The sequence below is a fragment of the Stutzerimonas stutzeri genome (assembly GCF_000952685.1).
Lineage (GTDB): Bacteria > Pseudomonadota > Gammaproteobacteria > Pseudomonadales > Pseudomonadaceae > Stutzerimonas > Stutzerimonas stutzeri_E.
In genome coordinates, this window is sequence record NZ_JYHV01000015.1 from 137,042 (window position 1) to 162,838 (window position 25,797).

At 62.5% G+C, this 25,797-nt stretch carries 23 protein-coding genes and 1 pseudogene; 15 read left to right on the forward strand and 9 right to left on the reverse strand.

The window, feature by feature from the left end:
* Positions 1-35 precede the first annotated feature (35 nt).
* Positions 36-824 (forward strand): 3-oxoadipate enol-lactonase, encoded by a 789-nt coding sequence (gene pcaD, locus UF78_RS09305; RefSeq protein ID WP_045161879.1) that lies wholly within the window; start codon positions 36-38, stop codon positions 822-824.
* Positions 825-894: 70 nt separating this feature from the next.
* Here the strand turns inward: pcaD and UF78_RS09310 are convergent, their stop codons facing one another.
* Positions 895-2,157 (reverse strand): OprD family porin, encoded by a 1,263-nt coding sequence (locus UF78_RS09310; protein WP_045161880.1) that lies wholly within the window; start codon positions 2,155-2,157, stop codon positions 895-897.
* A 566-nt stretch (positions 2,158-2,723) separates the two neighbouring features.
* Positions 2,724-4,451 (reverse strand): tannase/feruloyl esterase family alpha/beta hydrolase, encoded by a 1,728-nt coding sequence (locus tag UF78_RS09320; RefSeq protein WP_080890579.1) that lies wholly within the window; start codon positions 4,449-4,451, stop codon positions 2,724-2,726.
* Between the two features lie 524 nt (positions 4,452-4,975).
* Between UF78_RS09320 and UF78_RS09325 the strand changes: the two genes are divergently transcribed.
* Positions 4,976-6,616 (forward strand): Na+/H+ antiporter, encoded by a 1,641-nt coding sequence (locus UF78_RS09325; protein ID WP_045161882.1) that lies wholly within the window; start codon positions 4,976-4,978, stop codon positions 6,614-6,616.
* Here the strand turns inward: UF78_RS09325 and UF78_RS09330 are convergent.
* A complete protein-coding gene (locus UF78_RS09330) occupies positions 6,613-7,029 on the reverse strand; it encodes a hypothetical protein (protein ID WP_045161883.1) in 417 nt (138 codons plus the stop codon). The two genes, UF78_RS09325 and UF78_RS09330, sit on opposite strands and share 4 nt — an antisense overlap.
* Before the next feature lie 215 nt (positions 7,030-7,244).
* Positions 7,245-8,027: pseudogene (locus tag UF78_RS09335) on the reverse strand (NAD(P)H-dependent oxidoreductase).
* A 107-nt stretch (positions 8,028-8,134) separates the two neighbouring features.
* Between UF78_RS09335 and UF78_RS09340 the strand changes: the two are divergent.
* Positions 8,135-9,028: a LysR family transcriptional regulator gene (locus tag UF78_RS09340; RefSeq protein WP_045161885.1), complete on the forward strand. Its 894-nt coding sequence runs from the start codon at positions 8,135-8,137 to the stop codon at positions 9,026-9,028.
* Positions 9,029-9,141: 113 nt separating this feature from the next.
* Here UF78_RS09340 and UF78_RS09345 read toward each other — a convergent pair whose 3' ends face one another.
* Positions 9,142-9,939 carry an alpha/beta fold hydrolase gene (locus UF78_RS09345; RefSeq protein ID WP_052679296.1) on the reverse strand — a complete coding sequence of 266 codons (798 nt, stop codon included), beginning with the start codon at positions 9,937-9,939 and terminating at the stop codon, positions 9,142-9,144.
* A gap of 207 nt (positions 9,940-10,146) precedes the next feature.
* Here UF78_RS09345 and UF78_RS09355 point away from each other — a divergent pair, with 207 nt between their 5' ends.
* Positions 10,147-10,971, forward strand: coding sequence for an AraC family transcriptional regulator (locus UF78_RS09355; protein WP_045161887.1), 825 nt, complete (start codon positions 10,147-10,149; stop codon positions 10,969-10,971).
* Positions 10,972-11,053: 82 nt separating this feature from the next.
* Positions 11,054-11,380: a gamma-glutamylcyclotransferase family protein gene (locus UF78_RS09360; RefSeq protein WP_045161888.1), complete on the forward strand. Its 327-nt coding sequence runs from the start codon at positions 11,054-11,056 to the stop codon at positions 11,378-11,380.
* A gap of 27 nt (positions 11,381-11,407) precedes the next feature.
* Here UF78_RS09360 and UF78_RS09365 read toward each other — a convergent pair whose 3' ends face one another.
* A complete protein-coding gene (locus UF78_RS09365) occupies positions 11,408-12,322 on the reverse strand; it encodes a DMT family transporter (RefSeq protein ID WP_045161889.1) in 915 nt (304 codons plus the stop codon).
* A gap of 149 nt (positions 12,323-12,471) precedes the next feature.
* On the reverse strand, positions 12,472-12,897 hold the full coding sequence (locus UF78_RS09370; RefSeq protein ID WP_045161890.1) for a VOC family protein: 426 nt from the start codon (positions 12,895-12,897) through the stop codon (positions 12,472-12,474).
* A 118-nt stretch (positions 12,898-13,015) separates the two neighbouring features.
* Between UF78_RS09370 and UF78_RS09375 the strand changes: the two genes are divergently transcribed.
* The 3 genes from UF78_RS09375 (at position 13,016) to UF78_RS09385 (ending at position 15,538) form a co-directional block, all read left to right on the forward strand.
* Positions 13,016-13,903, forward strand: a complete 888-nt coding sequence (locus tag UF78_RS09375) for a LysR family transcriptional regulator (protein WP_045161891.1) — start codon at positions 13,016-13,018, stop codon at positions 13,901-13,903.
* Positions 13,904-13,988: 85 nt separating this feature from the next.
* Positions 13,989-14,834: an AraC family transcriptional regulator gene (locus UF78_RS09380; RefSeq protein ID WP_045161892.1), complete on the forward strand. Its 846-nt coding sequence runs from the start codon at positions 13,989-13,991 to the stop codon at positions 14,832-14,834.
* Positions 14,835-14,938: 104 nt separating this feature from the next.
* Positions 14,939-15,538 (forward strand): LysE family translocator, encoded by a 600-nt coding sequence (locus tag UF78_RS09385; RefSeq protein WP_045161893.1) that lies wholly within the window; start codon positions 14,939-14,941, stop codon positions 15,536-15,538.
* 35 nt (positions 15,539-15,573) lie between these two features.
* On the opposite strand, the gene UF78_RS09390 is transcribed toward UF78_RS09385, so the two are convergent.
* Positions 15,574-16,500: a LysR family transcriptional regulator gene (locus UF78_RS09390; RefSeq protein WP_045161894.1), complete on the reverse strand. Its 927-nt coding sequence runs from the start codon at positions 16,498-16,500 to the stop codon at positions 15,574-15,576.
* A 143-nt stretch (positions 16,501-16,643) separates the two neighbouring features.
* On the opposite strand from UF78_RS09390, the gene UF78_RS09395 reads away from it, so the two are divergent.
* The 5 genes from UF78_RS09395 (at position 16,644) to UF78_RS09415 (ending at position 22,175) form a co-directional block, all read left to right on the forward strand.
* Positions 16,644-17,048: a RidA family protein gene (locus UF78_RS09395; RefSeq protein WP_045161895.1), complete on the forward strand. Its 405-nt coding sequence runs from the start codon at positions 16,644-16,646 to the stop codon at positions 17,046-17,048.
* Between the two features lie 236 nt (positions 17,049-17,284).
* Positions 17,285-18,205, forward strand: a complete 921-nt coding sequence (locus tag UF78_RS09400) for a helix-turn-helix domain-containing protein (protein ID WP_045161896.1) — start codon at positions 17,285-17,287, stop codon at positions 18,203-18,205.
* Between the two features lie 60 nt (positions 18,206-18,265).
* On the forward strand, positions 18,266-18,913 hold the full coding sequence (locus tag UF78_RS09405; protein ID WP_045161897.1) for a 2Fe-2S iron-sulfur cluster-binding protein: 648 nt from the start codon (positions 18,266-18,268) through the stop codon (positions 18,911-18,913).
* A gap of 2 nt (positions 18,914-18,915) precedes the next feature.
* A complete protein-coding gene (locus UF78_RS09410) occupies positions 18,916-19,914 on the forward strand; it encodes an FAD binding domain-containing protein (protein WP_045161898.1) in 999 nt (332 codons plus the stop codon).
* Entirely contained in the window at positions 19,911-22,175 is a 2,265-nt protein-coding gene (locus tag UF78_RS09415) for a xanthine dehydrogenase family protein molybdopterin-binding subunit (RefSeq protein ID WP_045161900.1), read from the forward strand. Before UF78_RS09410 ends, UF78_RS09415 begins: the two co-directional genes overlap by 4 nt.
* A 121-nt stretch (positions 22,176-22,296) precedes the next feature.
* Here the strand turns inward: UF78_RS09415 and UF78_RS09420 are convergent, their stop codons facing one another.
* Complete coding sequence (locus UF78_RS09420; protein ID WP_045161902.1) at positions 22,297-23,301, reverse strand: LacI family DNA-binding transcriptional regulator; 1,005 nt, start codon at positions 23,299-23,301, stop codon at positions 22,297-22,299.
* Positions 23,302-23,564: 263 nt separating this feature from the next.
* On the opposite strand from UF78_RS09420, the gene UF78_RS09425 reads away from it, so the two are divergent.
* Together UF78_RS09425 and UF78_RS09430 are read left to right on the forward strand one after the other, a co-directional pair.
* A complete protein-coding gene (locus UF78_RS09425; RefSeq protein ID WP_045161903.1) occupies positions 23,565-24,701 on the forward strand; it encodes a Gfo/Idh/MocA family protein in 1,137 nt (378 codons plus the stop codon).
* Positions 24,698-25,792: a sugar phosphate isomerase/epimerase family protein gene (locus UF78_RS09430; RefSeq protein WP_045161904.1), complete on the forward strand. Its 1,095-nt coding sequence runs from the start codon at positions 24,698-24,700 to the stop codon at positions 25,790-25,792. The genes UF78_RS09425 and UF78_RS09430 overlap by 4 nt, the downstream gene beginning before the upstream one ends.
* Positions 25,793-25,797 lie beyond the last annotated feature (5 nt).

Genomic DNA, 25,797 nt, shown 5'->3' on the forward strand with positions numbered 1-25,797 from the left:
CTATCGTTACATCTCAACTCGAGGAGGGCTTTCAAATGCCCAGCGTAAAACTCGCCGATGGCGAACTGAATTACCGTCTCGATGGTCCGGTCGACGCGCCGGTCCTGGTACTGTCCAATTCGCTTGGGACCACGCTCGAAATGTGGGACGCGCAGGTGCCGGCCTTCAGCGAGCACTTTCGCGTATTGCGCTATGACACCCGCGGGCACGGCGGTTCAGCCGCTACGCCGGGGCCATACAGCATCGAGCAGCTTGGCCGTGACGTGCTGGAGTTGGTAGATGCCCTGGGGACCGACCGTTTCGCCTTCTGCGGCCTGTCCATGGGGGGGCTGATCGGCCAGTGGCTAGGGATCAACGCGGGCGAGCGGCTGACGCGGCTGGTGATCTGCAACACCGGCGCGAAGATCGGTACCGACGAGGTGTGGAACGAGCGCATCGACACCGTACTGAAAGGCGGCGAACAGGCCATGCGCGACATGCGTGATGCCTCGATCGCCCGCTGGTTCACGCCGACCTTCGCCGGACGCGAGCCGGTTCAGACCCATCGTCTCACCCAGATGATCGCCAACACCTCACCGGCCGGCTACGCGGCCAACTGCGCGGCGGTGCGCGACGCCGATTATCGGGAGCAGCTTGGCGCGATCAAGATTCCCACGCTGATCGTCTGCGGCCGCCAGGATCCGGTAACCACACCCGAACATGGACACTTCATGCAGGATCGTATCGCTGGTGCCGAGTTGGTGGAACTGGAGGCGGCGCACTTGTCCTGCGTCGAGGCGGGTGACGACTTCACCCAGCGTGTACTGGCCTTTCTCCGCAGTTGATCCAAATGAAAAACCGGGCCATGGCGGCCCGGTAAAGATCAACGAGGAGGGGGCGGTGTGCGCCCTTCGACTACCAGAGCGCCAGGGTATAGCTGAGAATCAGGCGAGTTTCGTTCAGATCGGCGCCGAAGTTGCTGCGCACCGTGGCGTTGCGCACCTTCATGCCGAAGTTCTTCAGCGGACCGTTCTGGACCACATAGGCGATGTCGGTGTCGCGCTCCCATTCCTTGCCTTCGCTCAGGCCAGCTCCGCGATCAACGTTGTCGCCCGTGACGTAGCGGGTCATCAGGCTCAGGCCGGGAACGCCCAGTGCGGCGAAGTCGTAGTCATAACGAACTTGCCATGACTTCTCATCTTGGTTGCCGAAGTCATTGATCTGTAGGAGGTTTATCAGCGCATTGTCGCCGCCGCTGACGTAGGCGAAACCGGTGTCGCCGCTCATTTTCTGGTAGCCACCGGTAAAGCCGTGTCCGCCGATCCGGTAAGTGAAGAGGGCGCCGAAGGCATTGTTGTCGACATTGCTGCCGCCATCATCGGTGGAGCGCACGTAGCGCAGGTCGGTCTTGAAGCTCTGCTTGTCGCCGATCGGTAGCACATGCACCAGATTGACGTTGTGCTGATCGTAGATGCCGTCCAGCCCGCCGTAGTAATAACTACCGGTCAGTTCCGGGCTGAACTGATACTTGCCTCCGGCGAACAGGAACTCGTCACTGGTGGTCTTGTTGCCAAAGGTAATGTTGCGTCGGCCGCCGTTGAAAACGGTCATTTCTTCATTATCGGAGGAGTCACGGTAGTTGATCCGGTCGAGCTTGCCGAGATCGAGCGTGAGTCCGTCGACTTCCTTGCTCTGCAACCAGGCTCCGCGATAGGTATTGGGCAGCAGGCGGCTGTCGTTGCGCATCAATACCGGGACGACCGGTTGCAGCGTGCCGACGTGCAAGGTGCTGTTGGAGATCCGGGCCTTGGCCGTCAGACCGGCCGAGCCGTAGTCGTCCTGGGCGCGGTTGGTCTCCCGGTCGCGCTGCAGGATGCCGGTACCGGAGCGATCCGGGCTTGAATCGAGCTTGACGCCGAGCAGGCCGAGAGCATCGATGCCGAAGCCGACCGGCCCATCGGTGTAGCCCGACTCGATCTTCATGATGAAGCCCTGGGCCCACTCGTCGGCCTTGGACTGGGACGCGCCACTCTGGCGGAAATCACGGTTCATGTAGAAATTGCGCAGCTCGACGCTCGCCTTGCTGTCGTCGATGAAGGCCGCGCTGGCTGGCCCGGCGATGCTCAGAGCGGCGCCTGCGCACAGCAGTTGGCAGATGGTCTTGCGGTCATGATGCATGGTGTTTCCTCTTGTTGTTATGGGTGCAGCGTTGCGGGTGAATCAAGGGCGGAGTTCTTCCACGGCGCTGACGCCGTGCCGATGTGCTGGCAACCGTGAGCGCGCAGGCGGGTGGGGCGGATCGCAAGCGGTGGGCGATCCTTTCTGTTCTTGTTCTATAGCCAGCCGCGCGTGAAGGGCCTCTATGCCAGCAGAGTGATCGCTTGGTTTCGATGGGTTGGGTTAGAGCGAATGCCGTGCCAGCACTGACGGCTCAAGAAAAAAAGCATCAGGTAGTGCCTGAAAGGAGCGAGCCAGAGCGGTGTGCCCCGTCAATCTGGACAGCAGCTTCATGGCTTCTGGGCAGCTGAAGTTGTCCGACGAATTGGGCATGCTCAGAACGGCGGATTCATTGCTGTCCAATATCACGGACGGCACGGCGATCTGCCTGCAGCCCGCGTCGGATCGGTGCTGCCGCGCTCGTATGGCCCATGGCACGATCACGGCATAGGGTTCGGGACAGGCATCCATCAGCGGCGAGCTATCAGGCTCGCAGCTGATGGTTTAGGTCCGCCCGACGGCTCAGCTCAGTGCCGGCCTTTCTGGCTTTTCACGCAGACGAAGCTCGAGGCGTCGTTCACATCGCCGCGGCCCTTGTATTTCGGCCAGGCGGGGTACTCGCAAAGTGGCCGGGTACGGCCGGGCACCGCGACGGTGTCGGTGACGACCTGCCGCTTTGGCGCGATGCCCTGTTCGACCCAGTTTTCCAGCGCCGTCAACGAATCCCAGGCGGCGTTGAATACCGTGCTGGCGGCATGGGCGTAGCCGGGGATCTCGTAATAACGCATGAACCTGCGGGTCTGGCCGACACCCATGTCCCGTTGCACGCGCTGGTAGTACTCGGCCGTGGCGCGGGTGCTGACAAGCTGATCCGAGGTGCCATGGGCCATGAGAATCTTGCCGCCATTGGCGACGAAGGCCGACAGGTCCGTCTGGTTGACATCCTGGCGCAGCGACAGGGCGTCGACTCGCGTCTGCCATGGACCGAGGTTGGCTGGATCCAGCGTCAGCGAGTTGAACGCCGGATTGCGGGTCACGAAGTAGCGCACCCACTCATCCCAGAATCCGGAGTGGTAGGGCGCGCCCTCGGCGAAGCCCGTCCCGTGCACCGGCATCGGGTAATCGGGTTGCAGCGTGTTGAGGCCGAGCCGGTTGACGATCGCCTGCAGGCCTTCGCCGGGCCGGCCCAGATCCGTTCCCCAGGTGTTGAAGCCGGGGTAGCCGAGCTCGCCGCTGGCCAGCGGTTGGTTGAAACGGATCGGCGTATCGAAGATTTTCAAGGCGTTGATCTGCGCATCGGACAGGCAGCTGTCGCCGGTATCGACGCCGGCAGGGCAGCGCAATGGACGGCCGTTCAGTTTGGCTTTGGCCGGATCGAACCGGGCGTTGCATGCCGCCTGGTTGCTGATCACACGGTCCATGGCGCCATCCAACCCGTCGCATGCCTGCATCGCGGCTTCCAGCAATGCAGAGCGCTTCTCCAGGCTGGGATAGGCGCCGGGAGCGGCCAGCGCACGGGTGATGCGGCCGAACTGCAGGTCCAGCGCCGCCGCATTGTAGGCAGGGTAGAGAACGATGGCCCCATTGAAATCCTCAGGCCATTGCTGCACCACCGCGAGCGCCTCACGGCCGCCGGTGGAACCTCCGGCAAAATAGCTGCGAACCGGCTGCTGGCCGTAGCGGCGCTCGATCAGGTAGATAGCGGTATCGCGGGTTTTTTTCAGCGCGTCATGGGCGTAGTTGGCCAGCGCTTCTTCATTCCAGGCGAAATCACCGGGATTGATCGGGTTGGCCACATGGCCCGAGTCGCTGCCGAACACGGCATAGCCACGGCCCAGCGGCGTCGGTTGGTTGGCAGGTCCGGCCGGGACATTGCCGGCGACGTTGGGAATGGTGCCGTTGTAGCCGCCACCGCCATACATCATCGCTTTACCGTTCCACTGTTCAGGCAGCGCGATGCGCATCTTGATCGTTGGTGCGCTCGGGTCGACCGGCGCGACTTCCACGTTCAGGTCGCAATACGGGCCGAAGGTCTGCGGTGCGCTACCGCCGCCTGGCACCGAAGTGGCAGACATCACCTGGGCCCCAGAGGTTGGCAGGGCGATCGCCGCGGCGGGAATCTGGGTTCCGGTCATTTCGCTGCAGCTGGCGGCGAAGGTGGGTTGGGCAATCGCCACTGCCAGCAAGGCAGGTACGGCCAGCAGCAGACGCGACGACCCGGCGCGGCGTGCGCGGGTTGTACGGGGTGCTTTCATGTGGGCTTCCTTCTTCTTGTTGTTGTCGTGCCTCGTGCAGACGCCACGAGGCGGGAGCGCCCGGGCGGAGGATACGGCAGCGGCCAGGCGTATCGATCAGAGCCAAAGCCATGCCAGGCGCAGCCGCTCACGGCCCCGCTCCCGATAACTGGTCGCTGAGCGCCGGTGCGCCGCTCTAGCGCCACGGACCTAAGGGTAGATGGAGTTTTCGCCCGCGCGCCGGCCGTCCAGCGGAGGGGACATGAACGGTAATAAATGCCAGGCAGGCTGGACATGGTGTCCAGCGGATCGGACATCCGACAGGTGGTGAGTCTGGCGAGCGATAATCCTGTCATCGCGAGTGACGGTTGCCTGCGGGTGCGACGTCTGATGCTACAAAGCGCCGAACGCGGCTTCGTTGGTTTTAGTCCGATCAGATCTGACGAACGAGGCGGCTATACCCAAACACCTGGCTATACTTTTTCGCATGCGCATCTGTTGCGTGCATCCCGTCTATTACCTTTTACAGAGAGCCCGCCGGCCCCATGGAAACGCTCTACCTGATATTCCTGCTGTTGCTTGCGGTGGGTGCAAGCCGCGTTCTGGCCAATGTCGTACCGCTACCGCTGCCGATCCTGCAGATCATCATGGGCAGTGTGCTGGCGCTTCCGCCGTTCGGCATGGGGGTCGAGCTACAACCCGAAATTTTCATGCTGCTGTTCATTCCGCCGCTGCTGTTCTACGACGGCTGGAAAATTCCCAAGCGCGAGTTCACCGAGCACGGCGCGGAAATGACCGCCATGTCACTGGTGCTCGTGCTGATCATCCTGGTAGTGGTCGGTTACTTCATTCACTGGCTGTTGCCCGCCATTCCGCTCGGTGCAAGCTTCGCGCTGGCAGCCATTCTGTCGCCGACCGACGCGCTGGCTGTGATCGCCATTGCCCAGGGCAGACTCCCGCGGCATATGGCGCACCAGCTGGAAGGCGAGGCGATGATGAACGACGCCACCGGCCTGGTTTCCTTCAAGTTCGCGCTGGCGGCAGCGATTACCGGCTCGTTCTCGATGATCAGCGTGACGGGTGAATTCTTCGTCATCGCCCTCGGCGGGTTGGCCATCGGCGCCGGCTTGAGCTGGGCGGTCGGTAAGGCCAAGCAGTGGATGACGGCACGCGACCTGTTCGATCCGTCGACCTATGTGGTAATGATCCTGCTGCTGCCGTTCGCCGCGTTCTTCCTGGCCGAGCATGCCGGGATGTCCGGCATTCTCTCGGCGGTGGCGGCGGGGATGGTACAGAGCCGCATCGACATGCTGCCGGTCAAGACCAGCACGCGCATTCTCAACCGCAGCATCTGGGAAATGCTCGATTTCAGCTTCAACGGCCTGGTCTTCCTGCTGTTGGGGCTGCAGTTTCCCCGCATCGTCGAACGCGTCTGGGAGGCCGCTGGCCACGAGACCTACCGGATGCCGATGCTGATATTCAGCGCGCTGGCCATCATGGCGCTGTTGCTGGTGATCCGCTTCCTGTTCGTCTTCGCCTATCACTGGGGGGAAGCGCGTGTGCTTCGCCTGCTCGGCAGAACGGTGCAACCCAAGCCGCTTCCCCTGTTTTCCGCGCTGAGCGCAGTGGCGGGCGTACGTGGGGCGATTACCCTTGCCGGCGTGCTGTCGATCCCGCTGATGATCGGCGATACCCCGTTCCCGGGCCGCGACCTGATGATCTTCCTCGCCGCGGCGGTGATCATCCTGTCGTTGCTGGTGGGGGCCTTGGGGATTCCTTTTTTTCTCAAGAAGCTGCCCAACAACGACGTCGAACTGCACCGGGAAGAGCTGAAGAAGGCCCGCCGGACGGCAGCCCAGGCAGCCGTCAGCTGGCTGGAAAACTGGAAGCAGGCCAACCCCGTCGATGACCCTGACCAAGTGCTGCTTCGTAGCGAAGTGACGGCGCGGGTTACCGAGTCCTACCGCAAGGACATCGAAGCTCTGATGGATCACCACGAGCGAACCAACCAGGCCCGCGAGACGATGGCACTGGAGCGCGACATTCGCATGCAGGCCATCGGGGTGCAGCGTAAGGAGCTCTATCGGATGCGCAAACGCTACGTCATTGACGAGCAGATGCTGCAGACGCTGCTGCGCGAACTGGATTACGAGGAAGCGGCGCTCGGTTCGGGCGAACCGGCCTAGTGCCCCACCAGGTCCTTATGCGGCTCGGGTTCAAGCACGGCGATGGTATGGTCGCTGTGCTTGAACGACACCAATTGGGCTAGCCAGACCTGCAGCACGGATGAGTTGGATGCCCGATTGCGCATGGCGATGGTCAGAATCTCCCGGGCGATAGTAACCATCGCGCCTTTGCTACCGAGAAAGTGCCAATTGAACCAGCCGTCGCCGTAGGTGAGTGGTGTCTTCTGTCCGGGAGGCAGCGGAATGTAGACCTTGACCGACAGGTCGAACAGTACTTCCGGCTTGGAAATGATCAGCAACTTCACGTCCGCCACCTTGCTCAACCAGTAGCGATGATCGAAGCGACCTCCAGTGAGCTCCGCAGACTGGCTCAGGGCATCGTTGATCAGCGCTCGATTATCGATCAGTTGCACGGTGGGGCTCCGCTTGCAGATGGGCGATACCGACCTTGGCACCCGCCGCGCTGAACGGGGCAGGGTGAAGAACCGGCTGACTGATGCCGCGAGACGGTACCGAAAGATACGTTTCGCCTGGCATGCCGGGTTATCGGTAGATCGTCGCTTTTGTTTAGCCCCTCCGAGTCGGTTCCCCATCACAAAAACAATGTGGCCCTTAGCGGTCGGCCGATCTACTCGCGAGCGACATGCACTTTAAAGCCCGATTCGCCGGGCGCGAATTCATCGCGCAGGGTGAGCGCCGGTATCTCGTAGGCACCGGCGTTCTGCTGGCGGAAGGGAATCGGTGCGGTGCTGAACAGCGTATCGAGCCGCTCGCCGAGGTGATGGCAGACCGTTGCGTAACGGTCTTCGTCCATCCGGCTGGTTCGATAGATGACGAAGGGCGGCAGAACGTCGAAGCCCGGGTAGTACAGTACCCCGTGTTGTATTGGAAACAGCACATCGTCCATCGGGCCATTGATTCCGCGAGGGCTGTAATGCGACTCCCACCCGCCCGTGGTGACGACCAGCATGGCGCGCTTGCCTGCGAGCGTGCCCTCACCGTATCGGTTGCCCCAGCGCGCATCGGAATGCTCCCCGACGCCATACGCGAAGCCGTACGCATACACGCGATCGACCCAGCCTTTGAGGATGGCGGGCATCGAGAACCACCACAGCGGGAATTGCAGAATCACCGCATCGGCCCAGCGCAGTTTCTCCTGTTCCGCGGCGATGTCCGCGCGCTGGCTGCCGTTCTCTTACGCCTGCTTGGAACTGAGCGATGGCTCGAAGCGCGCATCGATCGGATGCTCCAGATTGTCTTCGGCGTCGACCGAGGTCTTCCACTTCATTGCATAGAGGTCTGAAACCTGGACGTCATGGCCTGCCGCTTCGAGCCGCTTGACCGAGAAGTCCTTCAGAGAGCCGTTCAGTGATTGGGGTTCAGGGTGGGCGTAAACAAGAAGAATATTCATGGCTGAGCTCCGTTGGTGCATCAGAAGGGTGAGCGAGTAGGTGAGTGCCTAGGGTCGCCCGTGCTCGGCTATGTTAAAAATGAATAATTGAAATTCCAGGTATTGCAATGAGTAATCTCCACAGGCTCGACCTAAATCTGCTACTGACACTCGACGTACTGCTCGCTGAGCACAACGTGACACGCGCGGCGGAGCGTCTGAATCTGGCGCAACCCTCGGTGAGTGTGCATCTGGCCAAGCTGCGCGAGTTCTTTGGCGATCCGCTGTTGCTGCCCGGCCCGCGGGGCATGAGACCCACCGCGAAAGCGGAGGAGTTGCGCGAGCCGCTACGTCAGGTACTCGAGGCGCTGAGGCAGGTGGTGTCGCCTTCGGCTCCCTTCGATCCTTCCAGGGCAACTCATACCTGGCGGATCGCAGCCACCGACTACGCCGAATCGACAATCGTGATGCCGGCGCTCGCAGGGCTGTATTCCCAGGCGCCTGGTGTTCAACTGGCCGTCATTGAAATGGCTCCGCCGCGTATCGCCAAACAGGCGGAGCAAGGCGCTATCGATCTCGCCTTCCATACCAGTGACGGCTCGCCGCCGGGTTTGCATCGCCGTTTGCTGTTTGCCGAACGCTATGTGCTGGCGGGGCGAGCAGGGCATCCAGGCCTGCGCAAGCGGCCGTCGATCAGCCAGTTCTGCAAGCTTGCGCATGTCATCGTTTCGCCGGATGGCGGTGGCTTTCGTGGTGTGACCGACGAGGTGTTGCAGGCTGCCGGTCTGTCGCGCCGCGTGGCGCTTTCGGTTCCGCATTTTCTGTTCGTGATGGCGGCGCTGGCGAGTACCGATCTGGTCGCCATGCTGCCGTGGCGACTGGTACGCGACAACGCGGCGCTGCGGTTCGTTGAACCGCCGGTTGAGGTGCCGGGGTATGAAATGGCGATGCTGTGGCACGAACGTTCCCACCGCGACCCGGCGCACCAGTGGCTGCGCGAGCATATCGCCCGTTCAGTGTGAGTCGGCAAACCATCAACTGGCGAAACCGCGCAGCTACGCGCAAGCACTCCTGCTGGAATGAAAACGCCGTTCGATGAGGCGAGCTCATCGAACGGCGCACGAGGCCAGGCTGGTTACTTGGTCGTAGCTTCGGCGGCTTCGGCAATCAGGGCCGCCACTTCGTCTGGATGCGAAGTCATCACGACGTGGGATGCGCCGGGAATGTTCACCGTTTTCTTCGACCCGGCACGGTCGGCCATGAACTTCAGCGCTGCTTCAGGAATGTTCTTGTCACCCGTGCCGTAAACGAACCAGGACGGCACGTAGTCCCAGGCGACCTGCTGGCTCTCCTCGTTGAGCGCCGCGGCGGTGATCGGGCGCTGGGTCGCCGCCATGAGTGCCGCCTCGGCCGGTGCGACGTCCGCGGCGAACTGCTCGGCGAACTTGTCTTGCTGGATGTACAGGTCCTGGTTGCCATCGCTCAGTTGCACCGGTGCCGCAAGCGTCGGGCCCAGGGTGCCGCCGGGAAACTTACCTGCCAGCGTGGCAGCGCTTTCGCCAGTTGCCGGTGCGAACGCAGCGACGTAGACCAGCGCCTTAACCTTGCTGCTGCCCTTCACTGCGTTGGTGATGACGCTACCGCCGTAGGAGTGGCCGACCAATACGATGGGCCCGGATGTGTGCTCGATGATGTTCGATACGTACTTCGCATCGTTCGCCACCCCACGGAGCGGGTTGGCTGCGGCGACCACAGGGTAGCCCTGGTCGATCAGCCGAGCGGCTACGCCGTTCCAGCTCGCGGATTCGGCAAAGGCGCCATGCACCAGAATCACGGTGGGTTTGTCGGCGGCGAAGCCGATGGCACTGCCCAGCGTGGAGACGGCGAAAAGAGCGGAGGCTATGGTTTTGCGGGTTTTGGATGCGGTGGTCATGACGTTGATCTACCTTGTCGATGAGATGATTCGGGGTCGCGTGTCGGTCGCTGGTTGCATTCAGCGGACCAGAGCACCAACACTGGAAATGGCTCAGGACTTCGTGAGCGGCATGCGTCAGGTGCAGGGACATAATGCGCAGGCGGAACGTTGCTTTGGGTTCAAATCGTCGACAATATGCAACTGATCGTCTAATCGAGGCTTGTCATGGATCGTCTATCTAGCCTGCTCACTCACTTCGGCATGAGTGCAGGGCTCTATCACAGCGGGGAATTGTGCGGTGTAGCGGCTTTCGAAACGGCCGATCAGGTGGGCTACATCCACGTTTTGCGCGAGGGCAGCATGACCCTTCGCCTGGAGGACAACAGCGAGGTCAAGCTGACCGAGCCAACCGTCATGGTATTTCCACGACCCTATCGTCACCGGATGATTGCCAGTGAATCCGAACATGCACGACTGGTCTGCGCGACGTTGCGCTTCAGTGGCGGGGTGAACAATCCGCTGGCAGCCGCATTGCCCGACGTACTGCTGCTGCCGGTTGCCGAAGCGCCGATTCTCGATGGCGCGCTGAACTGGCTTTTCGAGGAGGCGCTTGCCAGTTATTGCGGCCGGGAGGCAGTGATGGGGCGGCTTTTCGAGCTGCTGATCGTGCAGATGCTGCGCCACCTGATGGCCAGTCAGACCATGACCTCAGGGATGATGGCCGGTCTTGCGGACCTGCGTCTGGCACGCGCGATGACGCTGATGCACGCCGAACCCGAGCGTGCCTGGTCAGTGGCTGAATTGGCGGCGGAGTCGAACATGTCCAGGGCCAGCTTTGCCGCCAGTTTCCGCGCGGTGGTCGGACAGACGCCGGCCGATTACCTCACCAGCTGGCGTATCAGCTTGGCGCAGAAGCGCTTGCGCGAGGGACGACCGATCGCATTGATCGCCGACGAGGTCGGCTACGAGAGCCCGTCGGCGCTGGCCCGTGCCTTCCGCCGGAAGACCGGTGCCAGTCCGCGGGAATGGCAGGCCGCAGCGAGTGCGTGAAAGCGCGTCCTATCGCTCGGTGATTAGACATGTTGACGATAATCTTGGCTGGGCGGCGCCCGCCACTTAGGGGGGATTGGAGATGGAACGGCTTTTCGTATACGGCTCGCTGGCACCCGGACGGCCGAACGAACACGTCCTGGCCGGCGTGCCCGGCTCCTGGGAAGCGGCGAGCGTGACGGGCACGTTGCGTGAAGAGGGTTGGGGCGCCGCGATGGGGTTCCCCGGGCTCGACCTGGGGGAGCAGGGCGACACCATCGACGGCCTGGTTTTCAGCTCCGATCAGCTGTCTGACCACTGGGCAAGACTCGACGCCTTCGAAGGTGACGCCTACATGCGCACACCGACCGTCGTGCAGCTGGCCAGCGGCCAGACAGTCGAGGCATATGTCTACGCGCTTCGGAAGTGAACGCCCGAGGTTAGCCGCATGCGCGGCCTACCGCCTCCATACCGACGCGATCCAGCCATAGCCACTGACCAGTACGATCCCGCTCAGCACCAGAATCGCCCCGGCAATGAAGCTGGGCTCTACCGGCTCGGCCAGCAGCCATGCACCGAGCACAACGCCCAGCAATGGCGTGAGAAAGGACAACACACCAAGCCGCGACGCGAGATAGCGGCGCAGCAAGGCAAACCAGAGTAGAAAGCTGGCAAAGGAGACGATCAGCGACTGGAAGCCCAGGCTCAGCCAAACCAGCGGAGTTGGATTGAAAGTGGTGTGACCGATCAGAGCGGCGATAGGAAGCAGCAGTACGAAACCCATCAGCAGCTGATACAGGAGCGTCTGGGTTGCTGGCAGTGAAGAGAGCCGAGAGGCGCGGATCAGCACGGTGGTTGCGCCCCAGGCCGCGCCGGCCAGCAGGGCAAGAAAGTCGCCCCACAGCACGCTGGTTAACCCGGCCTCAGCGTCGGCGCCGCGTAGGAAGGCCACAGCGATTCCGACGAAGGCCAGCCCTACGCCAACCCACTGCAGCGGGGCGAGGCGCTCGTTCGGCAGCTTCCAGTGCAGGCCGAGGGCCGCGAACACCGGCGCGGTGTAGACGAATACCACGACATGTCCGGCAGAGGTGTGCCGCACGGCCTCGCCAACCAGCAGGAACTCTAGAGCAAAGCAGATACCGGCCAGACACCCTGGCTTCCACATGCCCTGCGCGACGGTCAGTCGTTCACGACGCCAGAGCATCAATGTCGCGACCAGCAGTGCTCCGATGCCCGAACGCAGGGCGATCTGCAACACAGGGGAGAAATCCGCTGCGGTCGCCTTCAGCGCGATCTGTTGCGCGCTCCAAATCAGGCAGAGCAGCAGCATCAGACCAACGGCCATCGCATCCAAAGGTTTACGGGAGTCCATTGATTCGTCTCGGCAGGGCGTAAGGCTGGGTGGTCATTGGAGGCGAGCCGTCCTCCGACTCGAATCGACCCTTGCTCGCATGTCATATACCGGACTAGGCGCGACTATTCTGCGCGCCGCCCCAGCCTGGCATCGGACTGCGAACGCGGTCATTTGGCGAACAGCTGGCTCATATCCTTGAATGCCTTGAATTCCAGTGCATTGCCGCAGGGATCGAAGAGGAACATGGTGGCTTGCTCGCCGACCTGGCCCTGGAAGCGCACATAAGGCTCGATGACGAACTGCGTGCCCAAAGAGCGTAGGCGCTCGGCCAAGGCTTCCCACTCCAGCCAGCTCAGCACGATGCCGAAGTGCGGCACCGGCACGTCGTGGCCATCTACCGCGTTGGTGTGCGCGGCATCCTGGGACTGGGTCTTCGGGTGTTCATGGATCACCAGTTGATGCCCGTAGAAGTCGAAGTCGACCCAATGCTCGGACGAGCGCCCTTCGGCAAGACCGAATACTTCTCCGTAGAAATGGCGGGCCGCTGGCAAGTCGTAAACGGGGATCGCAAGGTGAAAGGGAGAGAGGCTCATCGGGACTTCCTTTTTTTTTTGTGGGAACGACAGCATCCATTCTGGTCTATTTGTCGCACCCGCCAACAACGGATATGTTTTGATCCGAGCCTCAAAAAAATCGATCGGAACGGTGCCCATGATTCGCGAGATAAAAACCTTCCTGGCGATCGCTCGGTGCGGCAGCTTCGCGGCGGCAGGCAACCAGATCGGTCTGACACAATCGGCCGTTAGCGCCCAGATCAAAAATCTCGAAGAGAGCTTAGGCCTGCGTTTGTTCGATCGAACCGGGCGTTCGGCGCATCTCAATGCCGCCGGGTTGCGCGCGTTGCCGCTGGCCGAGCAGGTTCTTGAGACGTTCGCACAGATGGGCCAGCCCGAGTCGCTGACTGAATACCGTGGCGAGCTGCGTATCGGCGCGATCGCCACGGTGCAGACCGGGTTGCTGCCGCCGGTTTTGTTGCGTTTGCGGCGTGAGGCCCCAGGCGTTGCGCCCAAACTCGTCCCTGGTGTTTCGCTGAACCTGCTGTCACAGGTCGATGCGGGCGATATCGACCTGGCGGTGATGATCCGCCCCCCGTTTGCGTTGCCCAAGGAACTGCATGTCGAGCTGATCCAGCAGGAGCCGTTCGTTTTGATCGCGCCCCTGGAAACCGAAGGCGACGACCCGTTCCAGTTGCTCGCCGATCATCCCTTGGTGCGTTACGACCGCAGTTCGTTCGGTGGCCGACAGGTCAGTCATTTCCTGCGCAAACACCGATTGGAGGTTCGCCCGGGGCTCGAACTCGACGAGCTCGACGCAATCGTCAAAATGGTAGAAAGCGGACTGGGCGTGGCGCTGGTGCCCAAAGCCGGACTCTGGTTGGAGCGTGAACCGACGGTTCGCATATTGCCGCTCGGCAGTGCCACCTTCTATCGCGAACTAATGCTGGTCAGCCGCCACAGCGCGCAGCAGTTGCCGCTGCATCAGTTGTTTCGACGATGCCTGCGAAGCGAACTGGGTGGCGGGGAAGAGCACACTGGCTGAGCGCCCGCACGAATGTTCCAGACATGAGTTTGACTCCGTACTAGGATCACCCATCGCACGTTGATACTTCTGCCCCGAGTGCTCGATGCATACCGATGATCGTAGCTGGATCACCCTTCGCCAGGATGCCGATACCGGCATCGAGACCATTCGTGCGCACTTCGAGGGCCATGCATTCGACCCTCACTGGCATGACAGCTATTTGATTGGCTTCACCGAACAGGGCGTTCAGCAATTCAGTTGCCGGGGTGCGTTGCACAAGAGCACGCCCGGCCAGATCTTTCTTGTCGAGCCCGGTGAGATCCACGACGGTGATGCACCTGTCGACGGCGGGTTCACCTATTCAATGCTTTACCTGGAGCCGGCCTGGCTCGCGCGGGAGTTGCGTACGCTTGACGATACGCCGCTAGCCTGTGGTGAACCTGGATTCGATAGAACCCTGACGGAGCGCCCCCAGCTGCTAAGTGCCATCGCGAACGCATTCCACGCGCTGGAGCAATGCGACCTGCGCATCGTGCGGCAAACCGCGCTGGATACGCTGCTGCTCAACCTGAGCGGCCATCTTCGCTGGCGGCAGGAGCGACAGGACGACCCGCGACTGCCACGGGTGGCCATTCGTGCGCGCGAATACCTGCATGCGCATTTCGATCAGGACATCGGGCTGGATGAGCTCGCTGCGGTGACTGGAGTCAGTCGCTTTCGCTTGTCCCGCGCGTTCAAGGCGGCGTTTGGGCTCGCACCGCATGCCTATCTCATCCAGTTGCGGCTGGCCAGGGCGCGCTATCTGCTGGCCCGAGGGCAAGCGCCCGCCGAGGTCGCCTCCATCCTCGGATTTGCCGACCAGAGCCACCTTGGCCGGTGGTTTCGGCGCGCCTATGGCCTGACCCCGGCGCACTACCGCACGCGCTGCTCGAATCTTCCAGACGACTGATTACTGGCTGCTCAGACTGGCACCGACGCTACTCAGGAGTCGGACGACATGAGCGATAATTTCGATAGGCCGTTGCACAATCACTGCCGCCGGGGGGGCTCGTTATGATCGAACTCCTGCCGTTTGCCTTGTTTGCGTTCGTGGCATCCATCACGCCAGGGCCGACCAATGTGCTGGTGCTCAGCCACAGCGTGCGCTTCGGTGTGCTTGGCGCTTTGCCAATCGTTCTGGGTGGCTGCGCAGGTGCCGCGCTGGTGGTGCTGGCGGTTGGCCTCGGCGTTGGCGATGCGGTGGCGACGCACACTCTGCTGCAGAGCCTGATGAAGGGGCTCGGTATCCTCTGGCTGAGCTATCTCGCCTGGCAGATCTACACGAGTCCGGAACCCGAGCGCGTGGAAGATGGGGGGGCAGGGTCGCGTATCGGTTTTCTAGCCTCGGCAGGCCTGCAACTGGTCAATCCCAAGGCCTGGATGATGGCCATTGCGGTCATCAGCGTATTCGCCCGCCCCGGCGCGGAGCGCTGGGATGACGTGACGCAGCTGTCACTGGTGTTCTTCTGCATTTCCCTGCCGTGCCTGGGCGCTTGGGCGCTCCTCGGACGAGGTGCGGCAGCGCTCCTGGGATCCAGGGTACGGCGGGTAATGTTCAATCGGAGCCTGGCGGTACTGTTGTTGCTGTCTGCCTTGGCGACGTTATTGCCCTGATTGCCTGCAGTCGTGGTCGTGCGCAAGCGTCTTGGTTATCGACCGTGCCGGCCGGTTACGGGTGCGTGCTGCGCCATCAGCTCTGCGATCCAATCGATGAACACGCGCAGTTTGGCGCTGACATGTCGGTTCGGGGGAAACGCGATATACATCGGCATCGAATCGAGTTGCCAGCTTTCGAACAGGGGGATCAACTCGCCGCGTGCCAGATGATCCTTGGCCATGTAATCCGGCAGCCATAAAACACCCAGCCCGGCCAGGCCGGCCGCGAGGTAAGCGTTGCCGTCGTCGACCGAGAGCAGATAGCGACCGAGCACCTTGATGTTCTCTCCGTTGCCGTGCATGGCATACGGGACGACTTTGCCGGCCCGTTCCCAGAGGAAACCCACAATCCGGTGGTGCGTGTCTTGCAACTCCCGCGGATGTGAGGGCGTGCCGGCCCGCTCCAGGTAGCTCGGCGCCGCGTAGACCCCAAGCCGTAGGTCGCCGACATGCCGCGCTATCAGTGATTGGTCGGTGAGTTCGCCGCCGCGCACGACACAGTCCACGTTCTCGCCGATCAAATCGACCGTGCGATCGCTTACGCCCATGTCCAGCTGAATGTCCGGATACCGAGCGTAAAACGCAGGCAGCGCTGGTACCAGAATCATCCGGGCAAAGGGGCTGGGCACGTCCACGCGCAAACGACCCCGAGGGAGTGCCGAGGCACTGGACAGGCTGGTTTCGGCGTCGTCCATGTCGGCCAGTAGCCGTACTACGCGCTCATAGTAGGCAGCACCGTCGGCCGTGACGTTGACCTTGCGGGTGGTGCGGTTGAGCAGCCTGACACGCAATCTGGCCTCCAGTTGCTGCACCAGTTGTGACACGGTGGTCTTGCTCATGTGCAGGGTTTCGGCTGCCTTGGTGAAGCTGCCGGTCTCAACCACGCGGATGAATGCCTTCATCGCATCAAAACGGTCCATCTCTGCTCCAGCCTCGGGGGATTGTTTGGATTCTACAAACAGTGATGGGTAGACGCGCCAGTTTATCCGCCAGGTATGCCCGCCTTAGATTCAACCCATCGTGAATCACAGGCCGGCGACGGCCTATAGACCGAGGTAACCCCATGACCCAGCGCAATGTTGTTTTCCCACCCGGGCGCCAGGCGCTCTACGAACGCAACCGCTATTCGCCGGCGATCCGCGCCAACGGCTTCCTGTTCGTTTCGGGGCAGGTCGGTAGCCGTGAAGACGGCTCGCCGGAGCCGGATCTGACGGCTCAGGTACGGCTCGCGTTCGAGAACCTGAACGCGATCCTGAAGGCTGCAAACTGCACCTTCGACGATGTGGTTGACGTCACCGTGTTCATGGTCGATCCGCAATCGACGTTCGAAACCATCTGGAAGGTCGTACCCGAGTTCTGGGGAAGCGCGCCGCACCCGACGCTGACCGCTGTCGGCGTGACCTGGCTCTACGGCTTCCAGTTCGAAATCAAGGTGATCGCGAAACTGCCAGAGGGCACTGATGGTTGACCGGATCTAAAGCAAACGGCCGGCTGCTGCGCGCTGGCTAAACCGCCGAAGCCAGCAGCGCGGCCTGTTCGATGATTGGCTGCTGACGAGCTCAGGTTCGTTTCAGCCAATCTGGGCTAGGCTTCTTCTCGAAACTGCTGACCCCATCGCTCGTAATAAGCCGTTCAAGATGCGCTGTGTATAAAGCCTGAGAGCAACCATCATGTCGCAACTGCTGATCCGAGGAGGGCCCTTGCATGGCTGCAGCTGAGTCCGCATCGCTCGAGCCGCTTCTAGGTAACGGAACGCTGCGTGCTGCCGCTGCAGAGGCTACGGGCCTTGGTACCCTGTCGCTGCTCGGCGGTCTGGTGACGTTCGACCGGCGCCGGTGGGCCTGCAAAGAGGCGGAGATTCAATGGACCGCGCCCAGCCATGTCATCGTGCTGACCGAGCGCGGCATGACCACGACCACGCAGATTTACAGCGAATCCCGGCGCATCTATCAGGGCAGCGACCGTCCGGGGGCTTTGTCCTTCGTGCCCGCCGGTGTTGAACGCTCCGGTTACTTTCACGAGGCGGATTTGGTCTACAGCGCCCTGTGGCTGGATCCATCGCTGGATCTTCCGGGATGTTCTGCGCTATTGGATCGACCGATCCGGGTCAACGGTAGCGATGAGGTGGTCCGCAGCTTGATTGGCTCGCTCGCGGCCGAAGTCAGTGCCGGGCATCTGCCGGATTCGGTCTATCTGGAGCATCTCGTGAGCCTGGTGAGCCTTCGCTTGGCAAATGGCGGACCCGACGAATCACCAGGTAAGCGCCGGCGGAGGCTCGGGCCCCAACTGGTGAAACGTCTGACGGAATACATCGAGTCGCGACTCGATAGCGACATTTCGCTGACCGACCTGGCGCGACTGGCCTGCATGCCGGTCGATACATTCTCGCGCCACTTCAGGGCGGAAACCGGCATGGCGCCCTATGCCTACGTGCTGGAGCGCCGCGTGCGCCGCGCCGAAGCGCTGCTGCAGTCGAGTGCAATGCCGATCAGCCTCATGGCGCTCGAGCTCGGCTTTTCCAGTCAAAGCCATTTCACCTCCACGTTCCGGCGTTTGACCGGTACCACGCCGCACCTCTATCGGCGTCATCGCGTCCGGGATGCTGACATTCTTCCGCATAGTTGAAAGAACGCTGCACATCGATCCACGACACTCCCGAGCAACCGCTTGTTTCGGGAGACAACCATGGACGAGAACAACACCCCACGAACGACCCGCCGAGCCCTTTTGCAGGCCGGTGCTGCCGCCGGCTTGCTGCTCACCACCGGTGTGCGCGCGCTGGCTCGACCTGAAGTTGCATCTCCAACTGCCGCTCCGGTCGACGCCGCATCATTCCGCTTGCTGGTCAACGGCAGCGATTACGAATTGGCGCTCGATGCGCGGACCACATTGCTCGATGCACTGCGGGAACACCTTGGCCTGACCGGAACCAAGAAGGGCTGTGACCACGGCCAGTGTGGTGCCTGTACGGTGTTGGTGAACGGCCGGCGAATCAACGCGTGCCTGACCTTGGCGGTGATGCATGAAGGCGACGACATCGTCACCATCGAGGGCCTTGCCAACGGGGAAACCCTGCATCCACTGCAGCAGGCGTTCATCGAACGCGATGCCTTCCAGTGCGGTTACTGCACGCCGGGGCAGATCTGCTCCGCCGTCGGCATGCTGGCGGAGGTCCGGGCCGGCTGGCCGAGCCATGTCACGGCGGATGTCGGGCGCGCGAGTCCCGCCCTGACCGACATGGAAATCCGCGAGCGGATGAGCGGCAATCTATGCCGCTGCGCCGCCTATCCCAACATCGTCGCCGCCATTCGCGACGCGGCGGAGGAGGCCTGAGCATGCTTTCGTTTGACTACCAGCGTGCCTCCAGTCCCGCAGAGGCAGCTGCCACCGTTGCCGCGAACCCACAAGCACGCTTCATCGGTGGTGGTACCAATCTGATCGACTTGATGAAGCTGTCCATCGAGCGGCCCTCTCAGCTGGTCGACATCAGCAGACTACCGCTGACCGGGATCGAGCAAACCGCTGAAGGCGGCCTTCGTATCGGGGCGCTGGTGCGCAACAGCAATCTTGCGGCCGATCAGCGAGTGCGCGACGGCTACCCGTTGCTGACGCAAGCGTTGCTGGCGGGCGCCTCAGGGCAGATTCGCAACAAGGCGACCACCGCCGGAAACCTGCTGCAACGGACCCGATGCCCCTACTTTTACGACACGAACATGCCGTGCAACAAACGTCAGCCTGGCGCCGGCTGCTCGGCGTTACAGGGGCACAATCGCGTAAGTGCGGTGCTCGGAGCCAGCGACGCCTGCATTGCCGTGCATCCTTCCGACATGGCGGTGGCCATGACTGCGCTGGGCGCCAGCATCGAAACCCTGCGGTCGGACGGCACGCCGCGCCGCATTCCGATCGAGCGTCTGTACCGCTTGCCCGGCGATACGCCGCACATCGAAACGGACCTGGCGCAGGGTGAACTCATCGTCGCGGTGACTCTGCCGCCTGCGCCAGACGGCCAGCAGCTCTACCGCAAGGTACGTGACAGGGCGTCCTACGCCTTTGCGCTGGTATCGGTGGCGGTCATCGTCGAGGCCGGTGGCGGCGAGGTGCGCAACGCTCGCATCGCGCTCGGCGGCGTCGCGCACAAGCCCTGGCGGCCGAGCGAGGCGGAGCAGCGTTTGGTTGGGCAACCGGCTACCGACGCGAGCTATGTCGCCGCCGCCGACGCTGCGTTGGCACAAGCAAGAGGGCGCGGCGACAACGACTTCAAGATTCCATTGGCCAAGCGAGTCGTGCGCCAGACATTGGCGGCGGCCACCCGTACGGAGCGAGTACCCTCATGACAGCTGCGAATGAAGGGCCCATCGGGCAGCCCGTAAACCGAGTGGACGGCCGACTCAAGGTGACCGGGCGAGCCACCTATGCCTATGAACATTGCGATGTGGAGCGGATGGTTTATGGCTACATTCTCGGCGCGGCGATTGCGAGGGGACGTATCGTCGAGATCGATACCCGCGAGGCCGAGCGGGCACCCGGTGTGCTCCATGTCATGACCCATCGCAACGCGCCGAACCAGCCATCGTTCGGCCCACCGGTGACCCCGACGCCAGCCGAGACCTTCACCCGTGCGCGGCCAATGCTGGCGACCGCCGATGTGCATTATTACGATGAGCCAGTGGCGCTGGTGGTCGCGCAAACCTTCGAAGCCGCTCGGGCCGGAGCGGGTCTGATACGGGTTCGCTATGCCACGGAGCAAGGCGAGTTCGATCTGCGTTCCCGTCTGGAACAGGCGTACACACCGGTGCGAACCAATGCCGGCTTCGAGACCGATAGCGCCATGGGCGACGTCGAGACGGTATTCCCGCAATCGGCCTTTACGGTGGATGTCCGCTACAGCACGCCGTACCAGAGCCATAACCCGATGGAGCCGCACGCGGCGCTGGCGGTCTGGTCGAGCGACGGTCTGACGCTCTATACCTCCACGCAGACGCTGGCCAACACCCAAGGGGGAGTAGCGGCCACCCTTGGTATTGCGCCCGAGCGGGTGCGGGTCGTGAGTCCTTACGTTGGCGGTGGTTTCGGCGCCAAGCTGATCCCCCACGCCGATTGCATATTGGCCGCACTGGCGGCGCGCGAGCTGGAGCGGCCCGTCAAGGTGGCGCTGACCCGACAGCAGATGTTCGCCAACGCCGGTCACCGCGCCGCCATGGTGCATCAGGTACGCCTAGGGGCGGACCGCGATGGCCGGCTCGAGGCGATGGGTTTCGACGTCTGGTCGGCCACTTCGCGTGTCGAGGAGTTCTGCGAGCAAACGGCAATCTTTGCCCGCTCGCTGTATGCCGCTCCCAATCGCCTGACCCGTCACCGCCTGGTACGCACGGACCTCAACCGGGGCGAGTGGATGCGCTCGCCAGGCGAAGCGCCTGGCATGCTGGCGTTCGAATGCGCCATGGACGAACTGGCCGTGCGGTTGGCGGTCGACCCGATCGAGCTGCGGGTCCGTAATGAGCCCGAGGTCGATCCGGAGCGCGGCGTTCCGTTTTCTTCTCGCTCATTGATCGAATGCATGCGTACCGGCGCCGAGCGCTTCGGTTGGGAGCGGCGCAACCCAACCCCGGCGAAGATCAGAGAAGGGCGGACGCTCATCGGAATGGGGATGGCCGCGGCGATTCGTCCGAACTACCTGGGCCGGTTTTCGGCACATGTGGCGATCAGCGCCACCGGGCGGGTAAGCGTCCGGCTCGACATGACCGACATCGGCACGGGCACCTATACCATCCTGACCCAGGTCGCTGCTGAGCGGCTCGGCGTCCCGATGTCGGCAGTCGAGGTTCGGCTGGGCGACACGCGTTTCCCGCGGACATCAGGCTCGGGCGGCTCATGGGGCGCATCGAGCGCGGCGTCGGCGGTCGATGCGGCCTGTCTGCAGTTGAGATCCTTGATCGTCGAAGCGGCTAACGCCCGACCTGACTCGCCTTATGAAAACGCCAACCCGGACGATCTCCGATTCGTTAATGGCACCGTTGCTATCGGCGAGCACCGGGAGCGGCTGACCGACTTGCTAGGGCGGATTGCACCGGCCGGCTTGCGGGCCGAAGCGAGCGTCGGCCCGATGGGGGATGCGTACAAGGACTTTTCCCAGCATTCGTTCGGGGCACATTTCGCCGAAGTCTCGGTGAACATCGATACCGGCGAGATTCGCATGCGCCGAATGCTCTCGGTGATCGATGCCGGGCGCATCCTCAATGCCAAGACCGCGCGCTCGCAGATACTCGGCGGCATGGCTTGGGGCATAGGTGCGGCGCTGCTGGAACAGACCGTGCTCGACGGGCGATACGGGCATTTCGTCAACCATGACCTGGCCGAATACCTGCTGCCGACCAATGCCGACATAGCCGATATGGATGTGGTTTTCATCGGGGAGCCCGACCTGAATGCCAATCCGCTGGGTAGCAAGGGGCTCGGTGAGCTGGGCGTGTGCGGTGCTGGAGCAGCGGTAGCCAACGCGGTGTACAACGCGACGGGCATCCGCGTGCGCGACTTCCCGCTGACCTTGGACAAGCTGCTACCGAGCCTCGAATCGATCGAGCTGACAGCGCGATGAACCCCAGCCGGGGCAACAGGTACCTGCGTACATGGGGTAACGTTGCCAATCGAGCGCTCGAACGTCCGACAGCGGTCGTATGTCCTGACGGCCCGACGCTTACTGGCGCAAGCTCCCAGGCTCAGCAAGGCGCGGCGGCCGTGCTGCCGCGCACGACCAGCTCGTAAGGCAGGACGACATGAGGTGTTTCGAGAGGGCGCTTTTCGAACTGCGCCACCAGCATCTCGACCGCCTGCCGGCCGAACGCTTCGGCGGGTTGTGCGATGGTCGTCAATGGCGGATCGCAGAAGGCAGCGAAGGGGATGTCATCGAATCCGGCGACCGACATATCCTGCGGGACCCGTAAGCCGGATTGGCGGATGCGCTGGATGGCGCCAATCGCCATCTCATCGTTCTCGCAGAAGATCGCCGTGGGACGGTTCGGATAACGCAATAGCTGGTCTGCCGCTTGATAGCCGGCCTGCAAGGTGAAGTTGCCGCGGCAGAGCAGTTCGGGGTCGGCTGCAATGCCCGCGGCGCTGAGGGCATCCTCGTAGCCGGCGATCCGGTCACGCGTCAATGGACTGCCTTGCGGCCCCTTGATCAGGCCGATGCGACGATGGCCCAGCGCGAGCAGGTGTTCGGTCATCGTGCGGGCGGCGGCACGGTTATCCAGACGAACAGTGGGACAGGGCGGCGTATCGAGCACTTCGCAAGCGTTGACCATAGGTGGCGGGTCGTCGCCGTGACGGCAGGTCTCGCTGAACGGATTGAACGCCCGAAGCTGGATGACACCGTCGGCCTGGTGGGCGTGGACCAGCTCCGCGTAGGCCGTCTCGACCTCCTCACGGCCCCGGGTATCGCACAGCAGCACGCGGTAATCGAACGCCTGCGCGGCTTCCTGTATGCCGCTGATGACGCGGGCGAAGAATACGTTGGCGATAACCGGCACCAGCACGACAAGGTTGCGGGTCCTGCGGGAACGGAATTGTATAGCCATCAGATTAGGGCGATAGCCGGCTTGCTCGACTGCCGTATGCACGCGATCGCGGGTCTGCGGCGAAACCTTCTCAGGAGACTTCAACGTGCGCGATACGGTGGCAACAGAAACCCCCGCCAGTTCGGCCACCTTGCGAATGTTCGGCATAGCTCCTCGTTGATCAATCCGGTGGTGATCGGTCCGCCGGCAAGTCGATAGCGTAACGCAGCGATTTGGCTCATGCGTGGGTAGTTGCAACGACTTGCCACGTTCGGATGACGATTACGGTCTGCGCGCTACGTTCTATTCAATCTTTCTTGACAGCACAGGCTTTGGTGCTAGTTTCTTGATCAATGTAACCGGTTACATTGATCATAAAACAATTAGAACGGAGTATGGAAATGGCTTTAGCCAGTCGGGCGAGGGTCCGGATGGGCATGGTGGGTGGCGGCGAGGGAGCATTCATCGGCCAGGTGCATCGTCAGGCAATGCGGCTCGATGACCGGATCGAACTGGTCTGCGGTGCCTTCAGCCGGGACCCTGAGAACAACAGACGAAGCGGTGAAGCACTGCATTTGAGCCCCGAGCGCTGCTATCGATCCTGGGAGGCGCTGCTGACCGAAGAGCAGGCGCGGCCGGAGGACCAACGCATGGAGCTGTTGGCCATCGTCACGCCCAATCACCTGCATGCACCTATTGCCGAAGCGGCGCTGCGGGCGGGCTTCCATGTGTTTAGCGAGAAGCCGGCGGCATTGTCGCTCGCCGAGGTGCAGCGTTTGGCCGCCACACTGGCCGGTAGCGAACGTTTGTATGGGCTGGCGCATACCTACCAAGGCTATCCCATGGTCTGGCAGGCGCGACAGATGGTGCGAGCCGGCGTGCTTGGCCGTCTGCGCAAGGTCTATGTCGAGTATCCCCAAGGCTGGCTGAGCCAGGACCAGGCCGGGCAGGGCAACAAGCAAGCTGTCTGGCGCGGGGAGCCGGAACAGGCCGGGCCGAGCGGTTGCATGGGCGACATTGGCGTGCACGCCTTCAATCTTGCCGAGTTCGTCAGTTGCCAACGCATCGAGCGGCTGTGCGCGGATCTCGGCGTGCATGTCGCAGGACGGCAGCTCGACGATGACGGTGCTGTGTTGTTCCAGACCGACGGAGGCGCAAGCGGCGTGCTCATCGCCAGTCAAGTCTGCACAGGCGAAGAGAACGCCTTGACGTTGCGCTTGTACGGCGAGCGCGGCGGTCTTGAATGGCGCCAGGAGGAACCGAACAGCCTGGTCCATCGCCCGCTTGGCGAAGCCCAACGCCTGCTCCGCGCCGGGGTCGATCAGGGCTGGTTATGTGACGAAGCCCTGCGACGCCTGCGCCTGCCCGCTGGGCACCCGGAGGGTTATCTCGAGGCAATGGCCAACCTTTATAGCGATTTTGCCACTGCCATCCGATCGGGAGCGACGCCTGATGTCCCCGGCATCGAGGCGGGCCTGCGCGGCATGGCCTTTATCGAGACGGTCCTTGCCAGCCATCGCAGCGACAGCAAGTGGACGGCATTCGCAGCCACCGAAAGGCAGGTATGAATATGGAGCACACCCACACACCCAGGGGTATTCGCGGTCCGGCCATCTTTCTTGCGCAGTTTCTTGGCACGCAAGCACCGTTCGACGGGCTTGCAAACCTTGTGAGCTGGGCCGCCTCGCTCGGCTACTGCGGGGTTCAGCTACCTACGCTTGGCACGCAATGCCTGGACTTGAAAAGAGCCGCCGAGAGCCAGACCTACTGCGACGAACTGAAAGGGCTTTGCGCCGAGGCGGGCGTCGAAATCAGCGAGCTTTCGACTCACTTGCAGGGCCAGCTGGTCGCGGTGCATCCGGCATTCGACGACCTGTTCGATGATTTCGCACCGGTGGAGCTGCGTGGTCAGCCAAAGGCTCGTACCCAGTGGGCCATGGATCAACTGCTGCTAGCCGCTAAAGCCAGTCGGCGCCTGGGGCTCACCGCTCATGCGACGTTTTCCGGCGCACTGTTGTGGCCCTACATGTATCCCTGGCCACAGCGACCGAGTGGTCTGATCGAGGAGGGCTTCGCCGAACTGGCGCGGCGCTGGCGGCCTATTCTCGATGCCTTTGACGAAGCCGGAGTCGACCTGTGCTTCGAGATCCATCCCGGCGAGGACCTGCACGACGGCGCCTCGTTCGAGCGCTTCCTCGATGCGGTCGACCATCACCGGCGCGCGAAAATCCTCTATGACCCGAGCCACCTGTTGCTACAGCAGTTGGACTACCTCGGTTTCATCGATCGCTATCACGAGCGCATCGGCATGTTTCACGTCAAGGACGCAGAGTTCCGCCCGGATGCCCGTTCGGGCGTCTACGGGGGATATCAGAGCTGGGTCGAGCGTCCTGGGCGCTTCCGCTCGCTGGGCGACGGCCAGGTCGATTTCAAACAGATATTCAGCAAGCTGACGCAGTACGGTTACGAGGGCTGGGCAGTACTCGAATGGGAGTGCTGCCTCAAAGATGCAGCGCAAGGGGCCGAGGAGGGCGCTTCTTTCATTCGACGGCATTTGATCAACCGCGCCACGCGAGCCTTCGACGATTTTGCCGGCGTTGCGAGCAGCGCCTCGAGAAACCGTCGGTTGTTGGGCCTCGATGACGGCGTATCTCACTGACAAGA